This window comes from Mesorhizobium sp. WSM3868, from assembly GCF_002294785.1.
Classification (GTDB): Bacteria; Pseudomonadota; Alphaproteobacteria; order Rhizobiales; family Rhizobiaceae; genus Mesorhizobium.
Genome location: NZ_NSGB01000007.1, coordinates 148,948 through 165,347 on the forward strand (window position 1 = coordinate 148,948; position 16,400 = coordinate 165,347).

The 16,400-nt window shown below is 63.8% G+C and carries 13 protein-coding genes; 5 read left to right on the plus strand and 8 right to left on the minus strand.

All coding sequences use genetic code 11. The features are described 5' to 3' along the window. The first annotated feature begins 29 nt into the window (after positions 1–29). Positions 30–1,472 carry a M48 family metalloprotease gene (locus tag CK221_RS13875; protein ID WP_095778111.1) on the plus strand — a complete coding sequence of 481 codons (1,443 nt, stop codon included), beginning with the start codon at positions 30–32 and terminating at the stop codon, positions 1,470–1,472. Positions 1,473–1,551: 79 nt separating this feature from the next. Here CK221_RS13875 and CK221_RS13880 read toward each other — a convergent pair whose 3' ends face one another. After that, positions 1,552–3,513, minus strand: coding sequence for a caspase family protein (locus tag CK221_RS13880; protein WP_095778112.1), 1,962 nt, complete (start codon positions 3,511–3,513; stop codon positions 1,552–1,554). Positions 3,514–3,664: 151 nt separating this feature from the next. Then, entirely contained in the window at positions 3,665–4,528 is an 864-nt protein-coding gene (locus CK221_RS13885) for an RNA polymerase factor sigma-32 (RefSeq protein ID WP_067001865.1), read from the minus strand. 307 nt (positions 4,529–4,835) lie between these two features. Between CK221_RS13885 and CK221_RS13890 the strand changes: the two genes are divergently transcribed. The 3 genes from CK221_RS13890 to CK221_RS13900 all read left to right on the plus strand — a co-directional run bounded on the left by CK221_RS13890 (position 4,836) and on the right by CK221_RS13900 (position 7,202). Beyond that, positions 4,836–5,609 carry an amino acid ABC transporter substrate-binding protein gene (locus CK221_RS13890; RefSeq protein WP_095778113.1) on the plus strand — a complete coding sequence of 258 codons (774 nt, stop codon included), beginning with the start codon at positions 4,836–4,838 and terminating at the stop codon, positions 5,607–5,609. A gap of 121 nt (positions 5,610–5,730) precedes the next feature. Next, on the plus strand, positions 5,731–6,411 hold the full coding sequence (locus CK221_RS13895; protein WP_095778114.1) for an ABC transporter permease subunit: 681 nt from the start codon (positions 5,731–5,733) through the stop codon (positions 6,409–6,411). Next, positions 6,408–7,202 carry an amino acid ABC transporter ATP-binding protein gene (locus tag CK221_RS13900; RefSeq protein WP_095778115.1) on the plus strand — a complete coding sequence of 265 codons (795 nt, stop codon included), beginning with the start codon at positions 6,408–6,410 and terminating at the stop codon, positions 7,200–7,202. The genes CK221_RS13895 and CK221_RS13900 overlap by 4 nt, the downstream gene beginning before the upstream one ends. Before the next feature lie 252 nt (positions 7,203–7,454). On the opposite strand, the gene CK221_RS13905 is transcribed toward CK221_RS13900, so the two are convergent. The 6 genes from CK221_RS13905 to CK221_RS13930 form a co-directional block, all read right to left on the minus strand. Further along, positions 7,455–8,036, minus strand: coding sequence for a CarD family transcriptional regulator (locus tag CK221_RS13905; RefSeq protein WP_040974338.1), 582 nt, complete (start codon positions 8,034–8,036; stop codon positions 7,455–7,457). Positions 8,037–8,411: 375 nt separating this feature from the next. Continuing rightward, positions 8,412–8,750, minus strand: a complete 339-nt coding sequence (gene fdxA / locus CK221_RS13910) for a ferredoxin FdxA (protein ID WP_067001876.1) — start codon at positions 8,748–8,750, stop codon at positions 8,412–8,414. 149 nt (positions 8,751–8,899) lie between these two features. After that, entirely contained in the window at positions 8,900–9,286 is a 387-nt protein-coding gene (locus CK221_RS13915) for an RNA-binding S4 domain-containing protein (RefSeq protein WP_067001879.1), read from the minus strand. Between the two features lie 15 nt (positions 9,287–9,301). After that, positions 9,302–12,715 carry a helicase-related protein gene (locus CK221_RS13920; protein WP_095778116.1) on the minus strand — a complete coding sequence of 1,138 codons (3,414 nt, stop codon included), beginning with the start codon at positions 12,713–12,715 and terminating at the stop codon, positions 9,302–9,304. Between the two features lie 747 nt (positions 12,716–13,462). Beyond that, complete coding sequence (locus CK221_RS13925) at positions 13,463–14,185, minus strand: beta-ketoacyl-ACP reductase (RefSeq protein ID WP_095778117.1); 723 nt, start codon at positions 14,183–14,185, stop codon at positions 13,463–13,465. Between the two features lie 133 nt (positions 14,186–14,318). Beyond that, entirely contained in the window at positions 14,319–15,506 is a 1,188-nt protein-coding gene (locus tag CK221_RS13930; RefSeq protein WP_067001890.1) for an acetyl-CoA C-acetyltransferase, read from the minus strand. 300 nt (positions 15,507–15,806) lie between these two features. Here CK221_RS13930 and phaR point away from each other — a divergent pair, with 300 nt between their 5' ends. Then, complete coding sequence (phaR, locus tag CK221_RS13935; RefSeq protein ID WP_067001892.1) at positions 15,807–16,400, plus strand: polyhydroxyalkanoate synthesis repressor PhaR; 594 nt, start codon at positions 15,807–15,809, stop codon at positions 16,398–16,400.

The window sequence follows — 16,400 nt, forward strand, 5'->3', positions numbered from 1 at the left end:
GGACTAAGCCGCTGGCGCGATTTTTCGCGATGGCCGGCTTTGCCGTGGCGCTGGCGAGCTGCCAGATGTTCACGCCGCCGGACGTGCAGGAGTCCGGCTTCCAGCCCTCCGACAAGCCGATCACCGTCGACAATGTCGTCGCCAACGCCAGGCTGGCCGAAATGGCCAAAGCGCAGCATCCGCGGATTCTCGCCACCTATGGCGGCGAATATTCCGATCCGAAGCTCGAGCGCATGGTGGCCAAGGTCGTCGGCAATCTGACGGTGGTCTCGGCCAATCCGACCCAGACCTATCGCATCACCATCCTCAATTCGCCCAACGTCAACGCCTTCGCGCTGCCGGGCGGCTATCTCTATGTCACGCGCGGTCTGCTGGCGTTGGCAAATGATTCCTCCGAGCTTGCGGCCGTCATCGCGCATGAGATGGGCCACGTCACCGCCAATCACGGCCTGCAGCGACAGCAGCTTGAGGCTGAGGAAGGCTTGGCGACCAAGGTCGTCTCCGACGTGCTCGGCGACAGCCCCACCGCCAAGGCCGCGCTCATCCGCGGCAAGCTGAGGCTTGCGCAGTTTTCGCGCAACCAGGAACTGCAGGCCGACGCGATCGGCATCAAGTCGATCGGTGAAGCGGGCTATGACCCCTATGCGGCCGGCCGCTTCCTGCAGTCGATGTCGGCCTATACCGATTTCCGCTCGGTCAGCGGCGCCACGGATGCCAGCCTCGACTTCCTGGCCACGCATCCCAACACGCCGCAGCGCATCGAGCTGGCGCAGCGACTCGCCCGCAACTTCGGACCGCCCGGCGTCGGCACGCGCGACCGCGATGCCTTTCTCGCCGGCATAGACGGGCTGCTCTACGGCGACACGCCGGAAGAGGGCTATGTGCGCGGCCAGACCTTCCTGCATCCCGGCCTTGGCGTGTCGTTCTCAGTGCCTGAGGGTTTCGTCATCGACAATTCGGCCGCCGCCGTGACCGCGACCGGTCCGGGCGATATCGCCATCCGCTTCGATGGCGTGGCGATCGACAAGTCGGTGTCGCTCACCGACTATATCCGCAGCGGCTGGGTCGCCGGACTGGACGATGCCAGCGTGCGCCAGGAAACGGTCAACGGCAACGAGGCGGCGATGGCGCATGCCAGTGCGCAAGGCTGGCAGTTCGATATCGCGGTCATCCGGGCCGGCGGACAGGTCTACCGGCTGCTGACTGCGGCACCCTCGGCCAGCACCGCGCTGGAGCCCGTCGCGCGCTCCGTCAGCGGATCCTTCCGCACGTTGAGCGCGGCCGAGAAGGCGGCGCTGAAGCCGCTGCATATCCGAGTAGTCACTGTGCAGCCCGGCCAGAACATGGGCACGCTTGCCGCTCAGATGGTCGGCGTCGACCGCAAGCTCGACCTGTTCCGGGTGCTCAACGCAATGTCGCCGGGCGCGAGTGTGTCGGCCGGCGACAAGGTCAAGATCGTCACCGACAAGTAGGGTCAGCATCCCCGCTTAGTGCTTCCGCAACGGATCAGCCGCGCGCTTCTGTTCGGCGGGCGCGCGGCTGCCGCAGCAATCAGAGCCCGCCACTGCTGCCGCCCTCACCACTTTGGCCGCCGCCGCTGGGCCCGGAATGATCGCCGCCACTGCCGCGCCAGGGCGCCGGTCCGGTATCGGTCTGCAGTGGTTTGACCACTGTCGGGACTGTCACCGTCGGCGTCTTCGGCGCGGGTGTGCGGACAACCTTTACCTTGGTGACTATTTTCGTCACGACTTTGGGCTTGCACACTGCGACCGTTAAGGCGCTGCGCGCGGGAAGGCCGAGAATGCTCATCGAATATGCCTCTTGCCGCTCGATGCCGGCTTTGAGGAAAGCCAAGGCGCGGGCCTCATCGGCGGGCACGCCGTTGCGGCCATCCTTGAAGATCACGGCGAGATCGTTCATCGCGTTGACGTGCCCCATGGCCGCCGCCTTGAGCAGCAGGTCCAATCCCTTGCCGGTATTCTGCTCGACGTCGACACCATTGAACAAGGCTCGCCCCCAAGCAGCCATAGCGTAGGGGTCTCCCTTGTCGGATGCTTCTGAATAGAAGCTGATCGCTTTCGCGGAGTCCGCGGCCGGTCCTATTCCGGACGAAGCGATATGGCCGAGCTCGAACATGGCGCGGACATGCCCCCTGTCGGCAGCCTCCTGGATAGCTTTCCTGGCCTCGTCGACCTTGCCGGACGCCAGCAGCGCCCGCCCAAGCTCATAGCGAAACCGGGCGACATCGGGGTAGGCCTTCACCGCCGCCTCGCAGGCCTCCGCGGCCTCGCCGGCGATCTCGTTCTGCAAACGGCCGGGCGCGACGCCCTGCAGGTCGAGCGGTGCGCCCGCCGCCTGGTCGCAGGGGTCGACGCTCGGCGACAGCTTCATCATCGCTGCCTTGGACGCGTTGCCGTCGCGGATTTGGAAGCCAATCTCGACCGGAGCAGCTGAGCCGATCTGCGGCTCGTAACGCAAATTATCGATTTCACCGGCCCTCAGGCTGGAATCCGGAGACAGGGTCCTGTCCGGCAGCGACAGCGTTCCCGTTGCCGGATAGCTTGCAAGCTTCAGGCTCATCGCGGGATCGTTGCTCGGGAAATCGAGCTTCAGCGGAACCGGACCGACGCCAACCGGGATGCTGATATCGCGATTTCCGATCGCCTCGGCGGCGCCGGTGAGGTGGATGCCGCTCTCCGGATCCGGCTGCTCCTGCTTGGCCGTGACCTCCTGACCCTCGGCGTCATCGTGGCGCATCAGCACCACCTCGTCGACCAGCGAGGAATTCTCCCACGGAACCTGCTTGCCGTTGGTGGCTTTGACCACGTCGCGGCGAACGGCCGCCATCACCGTGCGGATTTCCTGGTTGGGCGCCAGTGCATGGCGCGAAAAGGCAGATGAGAACGGGCTGAGGGCACCGCGCCCGTCATAGGCGACCGCGCCCGGCTCCGTGGCGAAGGCAATCAGCGTGTTCAGCGAGCTCTTCACCTGCGCAAGGCCGGCGTCGCCCGCGACGATCAGCTGGTCCCTCAGCCAGTAATCCTGGCGGGGGAAAGGATTGTTGCGGCAGGCGTCGAGGATGATCACCTGGATCTTCGCTTTCGAGCGCAATTGCTCCAGAACGTCGTCGAGCTTGATCGCCTGGACCTCGATGTCGGCGGCATCCTTCAGCGAGGCATCGACGGGGATCAGGAAATTCTCGCCGCCGATCTGAAAACCGTGGCCGGAATAGTAGACGACGGCCAGATCCGCACCGTCCGCCGCGGCGAGATAGTTGCGGAACCGCTCCTCGAACTGAAGCTTGGTCAAGTCCTTGGCCACGAACACGTCGAAGCCGGCCAGCCGGAACGTGTTCGCGACGTCCTGAGCATCCTTGTCCGGGTTTTTGAGAGCCGGAATATTTCGGTATTCGGCATTGCCGATGACCAAGGCAACCCTTCGATCGGCGTGAGCCTCGAACGCGGTGAAGCACACGAGAACCAAGGCTGCAAGGAACGCGCAGCATCGCAGCATGGCAAACCCCCATCCGCTAAAGTTGGTGCAGTCAGGAAGACAGTTTACGCCGCGAGGGTCTGTTAAAGAATTCACAATCCATGGCTACGGATGCAGAAAAGCCGCCGGGACCTGATGGCCTCCCGACGACTTCGAGTCGCTGCCTTGGCTTTCAGGCGGCTTCCGCCAGGAATTCGGGGTTCTGCTTCACCAGCGCCGCCCGCAGCTTTTCCATGGCGCGGGCTTCGATCTGGCGGACGCGTTCCTTGGAGATGCCGAGCGCCTCGCCAAGCGATTCCAGGGTGGCGCCGTCGTCGCTCAGGCGGCGCTCCTCGATGATGCGCAGCTCGCGCGCATTGAGCGCGCCGAGCGCGCTCTTCAGCCAGACCGCGCGGCGCTCGACGTCGATAGTTTCGCCGACGACCTCGTCGGGAAGCGGATCCTCCGAGACCAGGAAATCCATCCGCTCGGCGGCGCCGTTCTCGTCGGCAAGCGGGGTGTTGAGCGAGCTGTCGGGGGCCGAAAGACGCGAATCCATCATCGCCACGTCGGCTTCCGGCACGCCGAGCGCGGCCGAAACCTCACGGTACAGGGAGGCATTGGAGAGCGGCTCGGCGCCGTTGGCAAGCCGCGCGCGCAGCCGCCTCAGATTGAAGAACAGGGCCTTCTGCGCGGAGCTGGTGCCGCCGCGCACGATCGACCAGTTGCGCAGGATATAGTCCTGCATCGAGGCGCGGATCCACCAGGTGGCATAGGTGGAGAAACGCACTTCTCGGGCGGGCTCGAAGCGGGCAGCCGCCTCCAGCAGGCCGACATGGCCTTCCTGAATGAGGTCGCCGAGCGGCAAACCGTAGTGGCGGAATTTGGAAGCCATCGAAATCACCAGCCGCATATGGGCGACGGTGATCAGATGCAGCGCGTCCTGATCCTTTTTTTCCCTCCAGCGTATGGCCAGGAGATGCTCCTCGTCGCGCTCGAGATAGGGAGCCTTCATTGCCGCCCGGACCAGTGTCCGTCCTGCCACATCCTCGATCATGCCGGCTCCTTTTGGCGGTCGTTGCACTGGATGACGGTTGAAATGACGTCGCAGCGCCCTACAACAGCCAGCAACGTGCCAGAAGCGCGAATGGTTCCGTAGTGCCGGCGGATGCATATGCCTGCCGAAAACGTTTCTGTTATCGATCCGTGAGGCTTGGCTTGGCGGATTTTTCGCTGGTTTTGAGAACTGGATTTCTGGAACGGTCGATTTTTGAAATCTGGTTCCTTATTTCTCGAGCTTCCATCTGCCAGTTTGCGGCTCTCACCATGCGCCGGGGCACCGGTCAAAACGGGATCACAGAAAAATGAAATGGCTCAAATCGCTTCTCGTCGCCGGAACGCTGCAGGTTCTGGCAGTCACAGCCGGTCATGCCGGCGCCAATCTCGACCAGATCAAGCAGGCGGGCGTGATCAAGGTCGGCACGGAGGGCACCTACGCGCCTTTCACCTATCATGACGAATCCGGCGCCCTGGTCGGCTTCGACGTGGAGATCGCCAAGGCGATCGCCGAGAAGCTCGGCGTCAAGGTGCAGTTTCTCGAGGGCAAGTGGGATGGCCTGATCGCGGGGCTCGACGCCAACCGCTACGACGCCGTCATCAACGAGGTCGGCATCACCGACGCACGCAAGGCCAAGTATGATTTCTCCGATCCCTACATCGCCTCCAAGGCGGTGCTGATCGTGCGCGGCGACAACAGCGACATCAAGACATTCGCGGATCTCAAGGGCAAGAAGGCGGCGCAGTCGCTGACCTCGAATTTCGGCAAGCTCGCCGAGAAGAACGGCGCCGAATTGGTCGGCACCGACGGCTTCGACCAGTCGATCCAGCTGCTGCTCACCGGTCGCGCCGACGCCACCATCAACGACAGCCTGTCCTTCCTCGATTTCAAGAAGCACAAGCCCGACGCCAATGTGAAGATCGCCGCGCAGGAAGAGAATGCCGATTATTCCGGTGTCATCGTGCGCAAGGGCGATCCGGAACTGGTGGCGGCGATCAACAAGGCGCTGGCCGACATCAAGGCCGACGGCACCTACAAGAAGATTGCCGACACATATTTCGGCCAGGACGTCTCGCAGTAAGCCCAATCATCCCTTTTGCTTGAGTTCCGGCGGGCCGTCTTTGACGGCCCGCCGATTTTTACCTGATAGTCGCTCGGCATGCGGCCAGAGGGTCGCAGCGTCCGGAAAGGAGAAGGGCTCCGTGCCGCACTGGTTGCAATTGATGCTGGAGTCGCTGCCGACGCTGCTATGGGCGGCACTGATCTTCACCGTGCCGCTGACGCTGCTGTCCTTCGCCTTGGGGCTTATGGCCGGATTGGTGACGGCGCTGATCAGGCTGTTCGGCCCGAAACCGCTGGTCGCGCTTGTGCGCTTCTATGTCTGGATCTTTCGCGGCACGCCGCTCCTGGTGCAGCTCTTCCTGATCTTCTACGGCCTGCCGTCGGTGGGCATCCTGCTCGATGCCTTTCCCGCAGCGTTGATCGGCTTCACGCTCAATATCGGCGCCTACACGTCGGAGATCATCCGCGCCGTCATCGGCTCGGTGCCGAAAGGGCAGTGGGAGGCCTCCTATTCGATCGACATGACCTGGAGCCAGGCGATGCGGCGCACGATCCTTCCGCAAGCGGGCCGCGTCGCGGTGCCGCCGCTCTCCAATACGTTCATATCGCTGGTCAAGGACACCTCGCTCGCGGCGGCAATAACGGTGCCCGAAATGTTCCAGGCTGCGCAGCGCATCGTCGCCACCACCTACGAGCCGCTGATCCTCTATGTCGAGGCGGCGGCGCTCTATCTGGCGATGAGCTCGGTGCTGTCGGCGCTGCAGGCGCGGCTGGAGGTGCGGCTCAACCGCTATGGCGGCTTCCTGGAGGCCAATGCATGATCGGCCTTACCAACATCGAGAAGCGCTTCGGCGACAATCTTGTCCTGAAAGGTGTCACCGTCAGCATCGACGAAGGCAGTGTCACGGCGCTGGTCGGGCCTTCGGGCGGCGGAAAAAGCACGCTCTTGCGCTGCATCAACCTCTTGGAAATTCCGACCTCGGGCACTTTGCGCATCGGCGACGAGACGCTGGAATTTCGGCCGGGCGCCAAGGTACCGGCGGCGGACATTCAGCGCGTGCGGCTGCAGACCGGCATGGTGTTTCAGAACTTTCAGCTCTTTCCGCATCGCACGGCGATCGAGAATGTCATGGAAGGGCTGGTGACGGTGCTGAAATGGCCGCAGGCGCGGGCGCGCGAGCGGGCGATGGCGCTGCTCGAGAAGGTCGGCATGGCGCATAAGGCCGATGCTTGGCCGGCGACTCTGTCAGGTGGCCAGCAGCAGCGCGTTGCGATCGCCCGGGCGCTGGCGCCGTCGCCGCGCGTGCTGCTTTGCGACGAACCGACCTCGGCGCTCGATCCGGAGCTGGCGCAGGAAGTGGTCGACGTGCTGGGTCAGCTGGCCCGCGAGGGCACCACCATGGTGATGGCCACGCATGATCTGAGACTTGCCTCCAAGATCGCGCAGGAGGTCGTGTTCCTCGATGCCGGCTCGATCGTCGAGAAGGGCCCGGCTTCGATCGTGTTCGACAATCCCGAGCGCGAGCGGACTAAGCGCTTCATCGCCTCGCTGCGGCAGGAGGAAGCGCGGAAGGAAGCCGGCGACGGGGGATCAGGTACGATTTCTTCATAAGTTGGCGCTGCCCCTCGTTGCCCTGCCGGGCATTTCTCCGCGGATAGTGACGGGAGAAAGGACGCTTTCATCATTCGCCAATCGCCAACGTTTCAAGAATGGGCGCCAACGACGCCGTCATCTTCCTTCTCCCCGTTCACTACGGGGAGAAGGTGCCGGCAGGCGGATGAGGGCAGCGTCGACCTTCCGATATTGCGCGCAACAAAAAACCCGGCGCCAGGCCGGGTTCTTCGTTCTTCGGCAGGCGAAAGCTCAGGCAGCTTCTTCCTGCTCGGCTTCCTCGTTGTCGGCCTTGGCGCCGCGCTTCGGACCCTTGTTGAGGTTGACCTCGATGAGGCGAACCGCCTCGGTCTCCGACATGCGGTTGACGGCGGCGATCTCGCGAGCCATGCGGTCGAGTGCGGCTTCGTAGAGCTGGCGCTCGGAATAGGACTGCTCCGGCTGGTTGTCAGCGCGATAGAGGTCGCGCACCACTTCCGAGATCGAGATCAGGTCGCCGGAATTGATCTTGGCATCATATTCCTGCGCGCGGCGCGACCACATCGTGCGCTTGATGCGGGCGCGGCCCTGCACGACCTTCAGCGCGCGATCGACATAATCCTCTTCCGAGAGCTTGCGCATGCCGATAGAGGTCGCCTTGGCGACCGGCACCTTAAGCCGCATCTTGTCCTTCTGGAAATCGATGACGAACAGCTCCAGCTTGTGACCCGCGACTTCCTGCTCGTCGATGGCCACGATCTGGCCGACGCCATGCGCCGGATAAACGATAAACTCACCGGTCTTGAACCCGTGACGGGCCGCGGTGGACTTCTTCTGCGGGGTGATCGTTGCCATTACGCCCTGAACTCCTTAGTTGTAGCGCCGGCATGGCGGCGCCGGCTGAACTCAGACGATCGGCGGAAGCCGATCTTTAGCCGCACAACAAGTGAACTCACCGGAATAAGCCGGGACCGACAAACCGCACGAATGCGATTGCCTGCCCCAGATCGCTCTGGTCCGGATTTGAAAAGTTCACCTTTCAGTGATTTGGGGCGTTAGCGCCATAAATCGACGTTGTGTCACCGGCATGTTTCGCGGATATAACACAAAAAGTCGGAAGAATCAAGGTTTTGCTGCATTCGCTAACGCCACGCGCCATCGCTGGCTGTCAAGACAGCAATTGTATCGGCTCTCTTACGTGGCGTCATGCCGGCTTGCCCGGCCCGGCCGTCAGTCGCCTTCGCCGGGCTCCGGCGAGAAATACTTCTCGAACTTCCCGGCCTCGCCGTCGAAGTTCTTGGCGTCGGCCGGCGGCTCTTTCTTGGCAGTGATGTTGGGCCATTTCTCCGCGTATTCGGAATTGACCTGCAACCATTTGTCGAGCCCGGACTCGGTGTCCGGCTTGATCGCGTCGGCCGGGCATTCCGGCTCGCACACGCCGCAGTCGATGCACTCGTCAGGATGGATGACGAGCATGTTCTCGCCTTCGTAGAAACAGTCGACCGGACAGACCTCGATGCAGTCCATGTATTTGCATTTTATGCAATTGTCGGTCACGACATAGGTCATCGCAGGCTCCGGGACGTCCCGTATTTGCTGGGCTTTTTTGGTGAGGTAACGCCTTTGCCCGCCGCTTGCAAGGGCAGGACTTCCCGCCTGAGCCGGCATCGCGGAAAGGAATTCCGCGCGCCTGCCGCGACGAGGTTCCGTCGTATCTTCTAGTCCTCGCCGAGCAGCCGGTCCGTCTGCCGCCGCTGCCGCTTGGTCGGACGGCCGGTGCCGGCCTCGCGCAGCGCCGGAATGGCGTCAGGAACCGCCTCGCCCTTGGGCGTCGGCGGCGGCGACATATCCTCGTAAAGCAGCCGCGCCTCGTCGGCAGGACCACGCCGGGCGCCAGGGCCAAGCACCTTCCAGACAAGGATTCGGCGGTCGAGCGTGATGGTCAGGACATCGCCGGCCTTGACCAGATCGGAGGCCTGCGCTGCTTTGTCGCGATTGATGCGGACGCGCCCGGCAACGACGAGCTTCGCCGCCAACGACCGGGATTTCACCGCACGCGAGAAGAACAGCCATTTGTCGATGCGCTGGCGGCCTTCTCCAACCATCGCGACCGGCCGAGGCTATTTCTTCAGCTGGTCGCGCAAGGCGGCGAGCTTGGCAAAGGGTGAATCCGGATCGAAGCGCTGCGGACGCTCCTCGCGCGGCTTGCTCTGGAAGGTCGGCTTGCTGCCGCCCGCGGCATTGCCTTTGCCGTCCTGCCTGTTGCCTTTCCAGTCCGGCCGGCCCTCGCGGCGGCCCCCCTCGTGGCGATCGGCACGTTCGCCCTGCGGCCTGCCTTCGCGCCGTTCGCCGCCTTCGCGTTCCGGTCTCGGCTTGAACTTCGAGCGGTCGAAGCGCGGCTTGCCGGCCCCGTCGCGCTGGTCGCGGCGGCCCTCACGGGCTGGCCGATCGCCGGCCTGGCCACCCGTGGCACCCGCCTGGCCATCGCCTGTCGCCTGGCCGTTGCGCGGACGATTGTCGCGGCGATTGTCATGGCGGTGGCGCGGGCGCGAATGGTCGAAGCGCGCCTGCCGCCACAGCAGGATCGGCTTCGGCTCTTCCGGCTCGGCGGGGGGCTCTGCGCCTTCACCGCTTTCGCCCTCGTGGAGAGCGCCGGCGTCGGCGGTGTTGGTGCCGTCTGCATCGTCGGCGCCGTCAGCCCCACCCGCGTCGCTTCCCGCCGCGACCTCCCCCATCGAGGTGGAGGCGTCGGCGCTTTCAGCCGACCCAAACGCTGCTGCAGCGTCCACCGCTGCGGCGGCCTCCACAGGCGGAGCCTCTTCCGCGACCGCAGCCGACGCTTCCGCCGGGTCTTTCGCGTCAGGCTCCCTCGCGGCTTCCGCGATGGCGTCGGCAGGAACTACAGCGGCAGCCGGCTCGGATCCCTCGATCGTTGCCTCTGCAACCCTGTCGGTTGCCACGGCGTCCGTCTCTGCCGCCTGTGCAGCACGCGCGGCCTCTTCCGCCGCAAGCTTCGCAGCGGAGGCCTCGCGGGCGGCATTGTCCAGCGCGTCGAGCTTGGCCTTCACCTCCGCCGCCGGCTTCGGTTCGGCGCGATAACCAAGGCCTTTGAGGATCTCTTCCATGTCGTCGGCGGTGGCGCCGAGGATCGACATCATCGGCGGCGTCACCATGAAGGCGTGGCCGTCATAGGCGCCGTCTGGTCGCTGGCCGAGACCGGGCTTCCAGTTGGTCGCGGGGCGAATGAGATCGGCCAGCCGCTCTAGGATATCGACGCGTACGGCGCGGCGGCCGAGATTGCGATAGCCGGCGAGCTTGTAGAACGTCTTGTCGAAAGCAGGATCGATCACCACCGAGGTGCGGCCCGATGCCAGCGCATGCACCACGTCGCCGAAGCCTGGCTTGTCCTTGCCGTCGCTCTTAAGCGCCCAGAGCAGCGTCACCAGCCCGGCAGGCGCCGGCTTGATCAGCGCCGGCACGAAGACGTGGTAGGCACCGAAGCGGACGCCAAGACGCCGCAGCGCCGCGCGGCCTTCCTGGTCGAGCGACTTCATTTCCTCGGCGATGTCGCGGCGGTTGATGAGGCCGAAATGCTCGACGAGCTGGAAGGCGATACCGCGCGCGATGCCGGTGAGCTGCTCGGCGTTCTTCAAATCGACCAGCGGCTTCAAGAGCGACTCGATCTGGAAATTGACGAAACGCTCGGCACGCGCCGCGACCTTGTCGCGGGCAGGGCCGGTGAGCTGCTCGTCGGCAAGCAGCACAAGGCGCGGCTTCAAGGCCTCGTCGCCGGCAACCAGGGTGCCGATCGGCGCGCCGATCCAGCGCAGGACACCGTCCGAGCCCAATGCCAGATCGCCGTTGGCGCAGGCGGCGAAGCGCTCGGCGCGCGCCTCGAACTCAGCCGCGAGCGCCTTCTGGGCAGCGGTGCGCACCGCCTTGGCGTCCTCGCCGCCGGCGCTCTGGTCGGCGGTGAAGCGGAATCCCTGCAGTTCGCCGACGTGATGGCCTTCGACGAGCACGGTTCCGGTTGGGCTGATTTCAGCTTCAGGCATGGTATTTTCTCTAAGGCGCCGCATGAGGACGGAAGTCCTGCGGTCTACGAAGCGTTTCGTCAACCGCTCATGCAACGCATCCGACAATCTGTCTTCGATTTCGCGCGTCTTTTCCTGCCAGTGTAGCTGATCGGCCAGCCAGCCCGGTCGGTTGGAGACGAAGGTCCAGGTGCGGATCTGGGCGATCCGGTGCGACAGCGTGTCGATATCACCATCCGTGGTGTCGGCCCGCCGCACCTGCTCGGCCATGTAATTCTCATCGACATGGCCATGGCGTGCAAGGTCCATGTAGATCGAGGCGATGAGGTCGGCATGCTGGGCGGGCGCGATCTTGCGGTAGTCCGGCAGCGCGCAGGCCTCCCACAGCAGCGCCACGCGCTCCCTGCCGGTGGCTAACGTCCTGATGTCCGCGTCGCGCGACAAATGTTCCAGCGCCTGAGCGTCGACCGCCGGCAATGCCCGGGTCAGCCCTTCGACCGGCGCGTTGGTCTCGATCGAGCGTTTCAGGGCATCGAGGCTGGCAAAATCGAAATCGGCGGTGCGCCACTGCAGCACCTTCACCGGGTCGAAATCGTGCGCCTCGATCTTCTTAACCAGATCCTCGTCGAACGGATCGACCTGGCCGGTGACGCCGAAGGTGCCGTCGCGCAGGTGTCGGCCAGCACGCCCCGCGATCTGGCCTAGCTCGGCGGCGGTCAGGTTGCGGTATTGGTAGCCGTCGAACTTGCGGTTCTGGGCGAAGGCGACGTGCTCGAGGTCGAGGTTCAGGCCCATGCCGATGGCATCGGTGGCGACGAGATAGTCGACGTCGCCCGACTGGAAGATCTCCACCTGGGCATTGCGGGTGCGGGGACTGAGCGCGCCGAGAACGACGGCAGCACCGCCCTGCTGGCGGCGGATCAATTCGGCGATGGCATAGACCTCGTCGGCGGAGAAGGCGACGATCGCCGTGCGCCGCGGCAGGCGGGTGAGCTTCTTCGAGCCGGCGTAGGCGAGATGCGACAGCCGCGGCCGCGTCACTACCGAGACGCCCTTCAGCAGGCGTTGCAGGATGCCGTGCATGGTGGCGGCGCCCAGAAGCAGCGTCTCCTGGCGGCCGCGCAGATGCAGGATGCGGTCGGTGAAGATGTGGCCGCGTTCGAGGTCGCCGGCGAGCTGCACCTCGTCGATGGCGACGAAGGCGGCATCGGTCTCTCGCGGCATCGCCTCCACGGTGCAGACGGAATATCTCGCGCTCGCCGGCACGATCTTCTCTTCGCCGGTGACCAGCGCCACCTTGCTGGCGCCGACCTTCTCGCAGACGCGTGTATAGACCTCGCGGGCAAGGAGCCTCAGCGGCAGACCGATGATGCCGGTGTCGTGCGCCACCATGCGCTCGATGGCGAGATGGGTCTTGCCGGTGTTGGTGGGGCCGAGCACGGCCGTCACGTCGCGGCCGGAAAGGATCAGCGGCTGGGAGGGTTTCGGCTGGATATTCATCGGCTCGGAAATGAGGCTTTCTGCCGCTTGTTGTCGGGGACGCGGCGGTGCCGCCGCGTGTGACAGGGCACACATAGGGATTTCAGACGCGAAGCGAAAGCGGAATGTTCCCATCAAGGGAAAGCGGAATGTTCCCATCAAGAGATGGCGCGACGACAGGCAAGGTCAAAATCCGCGGTTGATTAACCGTTGGAACGAGTCTGGAACGAATCGGCGACGAATCACTGACTCACTCTGATTCAGGTTTTGTTCACGGCTACATGTGGATTTTTTGGCCATGAGTCTCACCACATGCTGAATCTGTGAATTGGCCCGTTTCGTGCTTGGCTCGCGCTGGTGCCGGAGCGTCGTTAACCTTTGTGGGAGAGCGACCGCGACGGACTTGAGCGCGGCCGCGAACATTATGAAATGGTTGATCTTTCCTAATCGTCGTTAATCTTTTTCGCGCTGTTTCCGGCGTTGCCCGTTAACTTTTCGGCCAAAGCCGGAACGAATCGGCGACGAATCAGCGATCTGCAAAACTTCCTGTTTTGTTCACCCCTAGATATGGTGTTGTCCAAAGCTTGTGCACCGAAAATCCACAGCTTGTGAACCGGGTTTCCCACAGGGCGCGGGGAGGCCGTTAACTTTTGCGTGCCAAATTGAGGCATGCCCACCCGGTGCCGCCGCTGCGCAGACAAAAACAGGCGGCCCGTTTGCGGCGGGCCGTCTGCCATCGGTGTCAGAAGAGTTCAGGCCAGTAAGATCTCAGGCGAAATACTGGCCGCCATTGGCGCTTATCGTCGAGCCGGTGATGAAGCCTGCGTCTTCCGAGGCGAGGAAGACGACGCAGCGCGCAATCTCCTCCGGCTCGCCGAGACGGCCGACCGGGATCTGAGCGATGATCGATTCCCGCACTTTTTCCGGCACGGCCATGACCATGTCGGTGGCGATGTAGCCAGGGCAAACAACGTTGACGGTGATGCCGGCGCGGGAGCCTTCCTGGGCAAGCGCCTTGGTGAAGCCGATATCGCCGGCTTTCGAGGCCGAATAATTGACCTGGCCCATCTGGCCTTTCTGGCCGTTGATCGAGGAGATGGTGATGACGCGGCCGAACTTCCTATCGCGCATGCCGTTCCATAGCGGATGCGTCATGTTGAAGACGCCGGAAAGGTTGGTGTCGATGACCTCCTTCCACTGCTCGCGGGTCATCTTGTGGAACATGGTGTCGCGGGTGATGCCGGCATTGTTGACCAGCACCGAGACCGGACCGAGATCGGCCTCGACTTGGGCGATGCCGGCGGCGCAAGCGTCATAATCGGCGACCGACCATTTGTAGACGGGGATGCCGGTCTCGGCGTTGAATTTCTGGGCCGCCTCGTCATTGCCGGCATAGTTCGCGGCGACCGAATAGCCGGCATTCTTCAGGGCCACCGATATCGCCGCACCGATGCCGCGCGATCCGCCCGTGACGATTGCTACCTTGCTCATGCATTTCCTCCCTTTGGTCGGAAGAGCGAATAGGGAGTGGCGAATAGCGAGTAGAGATCCTATGTCCCGTGGCGCAACGCCATTTCCCCTATTCGCTACTCCCCATTCGCTATTCGCTCAGTTCGCCGTTCGCTCAGTTCAAGGCTTCCACACACATCGCAACGCCCATGCCGCCGCCGATGCAAAGCGTCGCCAGGCCCTTCTTTGCGCCGCGGCGACGCATCTCGTAGACCAGCGTGTTGAACACGCGGGCGCCCGAGGCGCCGATCGGATGGCCGATGGCGATGGCGCCGCCATTGACGTTGACGATCGAGGGATCCCAGCCCATGCCCTTGTTGACGGCGCAGGCCTGCGCGGCGAAGGCCTCGTTGGCCTCGACGAGATCGAGGTCCTTGGCCGACCAGCCGGCCTTCTCCAGCGCCCGCTTCGAGGCCGGGATCGGGCCGGTGCCCATGATCGCCGGATCGACGCCGGCGGTCGCCCAGGAGGCGATGCGGACCAGTGGGGTGATGCCGCGCCTGGCAGCCTCGGCCTCGGTCATCAGCAGCGCGCCGGCGGCGCCGTCATTGATGCCCGAAGCATTGGCGGCGGTGACGGTGCCGTCCTTGTCGAAGGCCGGCTTCAGCTTGGTCATGGCATCCAGCGTAGCGCCGTGGCGGATGTATTCGTCCTGGTCGACGATGGTGTCGCCCTTCTTGCCCTTGATGGTGACGGCGACGATCTCGTCCTTGAACTTACCGGCCTTCTGCGCCGCCTCGGCCTTGTTCTGCGAGGCCAGCGCGAACTCGTCCTGGACTTCGCGGGTGATCTGGAACTGACGAGCGACGTTCTCGGCGGTGTTGCCCATATGGTAGCCGTTGAAGGCATCCCATAGGCCGTCCTTGATCATGGTATCGATCATCTTGTAGTCGCCCATCTTGACGCCGGCGCGCAGGTGCTGGGCGTGCGGCGACAGCGACATCGATTCCTGGCCGCCGGCGACGATCACCTTGGCGTCGCCGGTGGCGATCTGCTGCATGCCGAGCGCAATGGCCCTCAAGCCCGAGCCGCAAACCTGGTTGAGGCCCCAAGCAGTCGTCTCCTTGGGCAGACCGGCATTGATGGAAGCCTGGCGGGCCGGGTTCTGGCCCTGAGCGGCGGTCAGCACCTGACCCAGGATGACTTCGTCCACCTCCGCCGGGTCGACCTTGGCCCGCGCGAGCAATTCCTTGATGACGACCGCGCCGAGCTCGTGCGCGGGCGTGGCGGCGAAACTGCCGTTGAAGGAGCCGACTGCTGTGCGGGCTGCGCTGGCGACGACGATTGAATTGGAAGCGGACATTTTCTTCTCCAGGCTTCGAGGTGTCGTTAGGCTATCCTTGGAGACTTTCTTGCCCGTTCAAGCACCTGAGTCAAACCGGAAATCGGCATGGCCGCCATGCGCGGCAAGCAAGTCGAGCGCTTATCGTGACGGCGTGGCCATCGCGCTGCAGCACAATTTGGCCCGCCCTTTCGGCATTAATTGATGCCGCACTGCACAAACCGCTTGGAATTGTGACGCTTTTGCGCATATCCTCGACAAATGGCGCAATCGTTACCGGCCGCTTACTGTGAACGCGCCGGTATCCTGGGGAGGATACGGATGGCCGCAAAAGACGACCCGATCGTCATCAAGAAATACGCCAACCGCCGGCTCTACAACACCGGCACCAGCACCTATGTCACGCTCGAAGATCTGGCCGAGATGGTCAAGAAGGGCGAAGAATTCACCGTGCAGGACGCCAAGACCGGCGACGACATCACGCATCCGGTGCTGACCCAGATCATCTTCGAGCTGGAGAACAAGGACGGGCAGAACATGCTGCCGATCCCGTTCCTGCGCCAGCTGATCTCCTTCTACGGCGACCAGATGCAGATGATCGTGCCGAGCTTCCTCGAACAGTCGATGATCGCCTTCTCCAAGGAGCAGGAGCGTTTCCGCGAGCAGCTGAAGGGCGCCTTCGGCAAGACGCCGATTGACATGATGAAGACGCCGATGAAGGCGCTGGAGGAACAGACGCGGCGCAACGTCGAGATGTTCCAGAACGCGATGCGCATGTTCACGCCGTTCCCGTCAGCCGGCCCCAATTCCGCGGCGCCCGCCGAGCCGTCGAAGAAGGACGAGAAATCCGACGACCTGCAGGAATTGAAGGCGCAGATCGCCGCCATGCAGCGCAAGCTCGACACCATGTCGTGA